The following is a 3862-nucleotide window of genomic DNA, read 5'->3' on the forward strand; positions in this document are numbered from 1 at the left end:
GGCGACGGCCGACTCCTCACGCGCGCGCAGGGCCTCGGCCGGGCCGGCCACCTCCCAGGCCGCGGGAAGGGCCTTGGCCACCCGCGCGGGTGCGAAGTTGTAGAACACGGCGGTCACCACCTCCGCCGGAACCGGCCCCAGCGGCGCCGAGCGCGCGGCGAAGTAGCCCATCCAGAATCCGCGGTACCCGAGCGTGTCCATCGCGGACCGCGCCTCGGGGGCGAAGTAGGTGACGGCGTGCACCGCCTCGAACCGGTCGAAAAAGCGTCGTGCGAGATTCGGTTGTCTGCCCACCATCGCAGTTAACCACTGCCGGTGAACTCCTCAGCCACCGCGGATGCCGCCTCGTCGATGATGGCGCGCATCGCTCGCTCGGCCTCCGCCGCATCGTTCATCCGGATCGCCCGGGCGACGTCGTCGTGCAGCGCCACGGCGGCGGGATTCGGGTTCTCCGGCATCATCCCGTGCTGGGTCCGGCCGGACAGCACCGCGGCGACCACCCCGGTCAGCGCGCGGAACATCTCGTTCCCGCTGGCGTCCAGCAGCGTCTGATGGAACACCAAATCCGCGGACAGGTAGGCGTCCAAGTCACCGGCGCGGCCGTGCACCAGCATGTCCGACGCGGCGGCGGCCATCAGGCGGCACTGGTGCGGGTCTGCCCGCCGGGCCGCCAGCGCGGCGGCCGCGGGCTCGAAGCCGCGACGCAGTTCGGACAGCGACTCCAGCTGGGCCACGCGGTCGCCTGCGTCGAGGCGCCATCGGATCACGTTCGGGTCGAACACATTCCAGCTCGTCGACGGCTGCACCGTGATGCCGACCCGGCGGCGCGACTCCACCATGCCCATCGACTCGAGGACGCGGATCGCCTCGCGGGCGACGCTGCGTGACACACCGTGGCCGACGCCGACGGCGTCGAGCGTGAGCACCTGACCGGCTGGGTACTCCCCGGAGACGATCCGGGTGCCCAGCGCGGTGAGCAGTCCGCCGTGCAGAGCGCCGACGCGAGTGGCCACGGTCACACTTACATAGTGTCATACGTTTGCTGACGGGGTTAAGGACCCATCATCCGAACTTCGATCTTGCAAAAGTCTTACCATTGGTGCAGTCTGTGTGACGTCAACCACAACTGGGTAGGTGGAGGGTATGGCGTCACCAGTAGTCGTCATGGGCGTGTCCGGATCCGGCAAGTCGACCGTTGGTGCGGCGCTGGCTCAGCGCCTGCGCGTACCGTTCGCCGACGCGGACGACTTCCATCCGCCGGCGAACATCGCCAAGATGACCGCGGGTCACCCGCTCGACGACGACGACCGCCATCCGTGGCTGGAGGCCATCGGAATCTGGCTGGCCGAGCATCCCACGGGCGGGGTGATGAGCTGCTCGGCGCTCAAGCGCCGATACCGTGACCAGCTCCGCCGGCACTGCGCCGACGTCGCATTCCTGCACCTGAGCGGGGCGCTGGAGGTCATCTCCCGTCGTCAGGCCAGCCGGCCCGGCCACTTCATGCCGGCGTCCCTGCTGGCTTCCCAGTTCCAGACGCTCGAGCCGCTGGAGCCCGACGAGCACGGCGTCTCCATCAACGTCGACCAGGACATCGATTCGATCATCGACTCGTATGTCACCTTGACCGATCCCGCCACCGAAGAGGAGACCCGATGACCACGGCACTGACCCTGCTGGCCGCCGATGCGGAGCTGGCCGAACCCGTAGCGGCCGGTTGGCAACTCGTCGTCGCGGCGCTGGCCGGCATCGCGGTCATCGTCATCCTGATCACCCTGCTGAAGCTGCACCCGTTCCTCGCCCTGATCTTCGGCGCGCTCACGGTGGGCCTCGTGGCCGGCGTGAACATCGCCGACGTCCTGGACTCCTTCGCCGACGGATTCGGCTCCACCGCAGCAGGTGTCGGCATCCTCATCGCGCTTGGCGCGATGTTCGCGAAGTTACTGGCCGACTCCGGTGGCGCCGACGAGATCGTCGACACCATCGTCGGGCACGCCTCACCGCGCGCGCTGCCCTGGGCGATGGCACTGGTGGGTTCGATCATCGGCCTGCCGATGTTCTTCGAGATCGGCCTCGTGCTGCTGATGCCGGTGATCTACCTGGTGGCCAAGCGCTCGGGCCTGTCACTGATCACCGTCGGCATCCCCGCCCTCGCCGGGCTGTCCGCGATGCACGGCCTGGTCCCGCCGCACCCGGGCCCGCTGACCGCCATCGAGTACCTGGGCGCCGACCTCGGCATGACGCTGGCCCTCGGCGTCGCCGTGGCCATCCCGACGGTCATCGTCGCCGGGCCGCTGTTCGGCAAGCTGGCCGGCCGCTGGGTCGTGCTGGACGTGCCGGACCGCTTCGACGCCGACGACTTCGACGGCAACGGCAGTGGAAAGGGCGCAGCCGCAGGGGAAGTGGGCGACGGCGCGCAGACTTTGACCGCGACCGAGGCCGGACTCCGTACCGAACGGCGCAGGCCGTCGTTCGGCATCACGATGTTCAGCGTGCTGCTGCCCGTCGGATTGATGATGGGCAAGGCACTCGTCGACATCTTTATCGACGACGAGAGCAATCTCGTGCGACAGACGTTCGACATCCTCGGTCGGCCGCTGATGGCGCTGCTGATCGCCGTCATCGTCGGCATCGTCACCCTCGGCAAGAGTTCGGGCATGACCCGCGACCAGATCACCAAGTGCATCGAGTCGTCGCTGCCGCCGGTCGCAGGCATCATCCTGATCGTCGCCGCCGGCGGCGGGTTCAAGCAGGTGCTGGTCGACACCGGCATCGGCACCAAGCTCGCCGAATGGGCGACGGCGGCCAACGTCTCGGTGATCCTGCTGGCCTGGGTGCTGGCCGTGCTGATCCGGCTGGCGACCGGCTCCGCGACCGTGGCCACGATCACCGCGTCGTCGCTGATGCTGGGACTCGTCGAGGGAATGAGCGCCGGCGAGGTCTCGCTGGTCGTGCTCGCGGTCGGTGCCGGCTCGGTGTTCTTCAGCCACGTCAACGACGCCGGTTTCTGGTTGGTGAAGGAGTACTTCGGGATGTCGGTCGGTCAGACGATCAAGTCGTGGTCGCTGATGGAGACCGTGCTGTCGGTGACCGGCCTGGTGTTCGTGCTGCTGTTGGGGCTCTTCATCTGACGACGCGCAGACAGCGGACGCAGGCCGTCAGCCCTTGACGACCTGCGTCCCGCCGGCCAGTTCGTCGTGCTTGCCCTGCTTGGTCGGGCTGCCGTTGATGGTTACCGCGATGACGACCATCGCCACGAAGGCCAGCAGCCCACCCACCAGCGGAATGATGGTGAGCACCGTGAACGCGTTGCGGATCGCCGCTTCGCGGGCGGTCGGCTTGGCTGCGCCGCCGGCACCACGCACGTGTAGCCCGAGCAGCTTCTTGCCCGGGGTCCAGCCCTGGGTCAACTCGAACGCGAAGAAGTAGAGGAACATCGGCACGCCGGTGAACAGGCCGGATGCCCAGAAGCTCGACATGCTGTCGGTCAGCACGATCAGCAGCCCGGCGACGATGCCGACGAGGATGCCGTCGATCAGCCGGGCCAGAAACCGTGGCAGCAATGCGCCGGGCGCGCCCGCTCCCGGCGAGCCGTAGGAACCGGACGGGGATCCGTACTCGCCTGAAGTCATCGCATTCGCTCCTGCTCACAAGGGGTGGATGCGAATGTACCGCCCGAGCGGGCGCCGGGAAGGGGCGACGGCCGCTCGGGCGGTGACGGTCTTCTGGTTCAGCGCAGGCGCTTCTGCTGCTTGTTGAGCTCCTTGCGGGTCTTCTTCAGTTCCTTGCGTGTGGTGCCGGCGATGTCGCCGGCCCGGTAGCGGGCGGCGTCGGCGACGGCGGCGCTGCGCTTGGCGGCCGCGTC

At 68.4% G+C, this 3862-nt stretch carries 5 protein-coding genes; 2 read left to right on the top strand and 3 right to left on the bottom strand.

The window, feature by feature from the left end; genetic code table 11:
• Together Q2100_RS18820 and Q2100_RS18825 are read right to left on the bottom strand one after the other, a co-directional pair.
• The coding region (locus Q2100_RS18820; RefSeq protein WP_407667656.1) for an SCO6745 family protein at positions 1–294 on the bottom strand (294 nt) is incomplete at its 3' end.
• 8 nt (positions 295–302) lie between these two features.
• Positions 303–1019: a FadR/GntR family transcriptional regulator gene (locus Q2100_RS18825; protein ID WP_302915277.1), complete on the bottom strand. Its 717-nt coding sequence runs from the start codon at positions 1017–1019 to the stop codon at positions 303–305.
• A 124-nt stretch (positions 1020–1143) separates the two neighbouring features.
• Between Q2100_RS18825 and Q2100_RS18830 the strand changes: the two genes are divergently transcribed.
• Both Q2100_RS18830 and Q2100_RS18835 read left to right on the top strand, forming a co-directional pair.
• The gene (locus Q2100_RS18830; protein ID WP_264015766.1) at positions 1144–1656 is read left to right on the top strand and encodes a gluconokinase; all 513 of its coding nucleotides are present in this window, start codon (positions 1144–1146) and stop codon (positions 1654–1656) included.
• Positions 1653–3128, top strand: coding sequence for a GntP family permease (locus Q2100_RS18835; RefSeq protein ID WP_264015767.1), 1476 nt, complete (start codon positions 1653–1655; stop codon positions 3126–3128). Before Q2100_RS18830 ends, Q2100_RS18835 begins: the two co-directional genes overlap by 4 nt.
• A 27-nt stretch (positions 3129–3155) precedes the next feature.
• Here the strand turns inward: Q2100_RS18835 and Q2100_RS18840 are convergent, their stop codons facing one another.
• A complete protein-coding gene (locus tag Q2100_RS18840; RefSeq protein WP_264015768.1) occupies positions 3156–3629 on the bottom strand; it encodes an RDD family protein in 474 nt (157 codons plus the stop codon).
• Positions 3630–3862: the final 233 nt, after the last annotated feature.

It is taken from the genome of Mycolicibacterium arseniciresistens, from assembly GCF_030519285.1.
In the GTDB taxonomy this organism is placed as follows: Bacteria; Actinomycetota; Actinomycetes; order Mycobacteriales; family Mycobacteriaceae; genus Mycobacterium; species Mycobacterium arseniciresistens.

What these genes read in the sequence shown, in the direction of transcription:
- Q2100_RS18830 (WP_264015766.1), top strand. Translation starts at nt 1,144, where the DNA reads ATGGCGTCACCAGTAGTCGTCATGGGCGTGTCCGGATCCGGCAAGTCG.
- Q2100_RS18835 (WP_264015767.1), top strand. Translation starts at nt 1,653, where the DNA reads ATGACCACGGCACTGACCCTGCTGGCCGCCGATGCGGAGCTGGCCGAA.
- Q2100_RS18840 (WP_264015768.1), bottom strand. Translation starts at nt 3,629, where the DNA reads ATGACTTCAGGCGAGTACGGATCCCCGTCCGGTTCCTACGGCTCGCCG.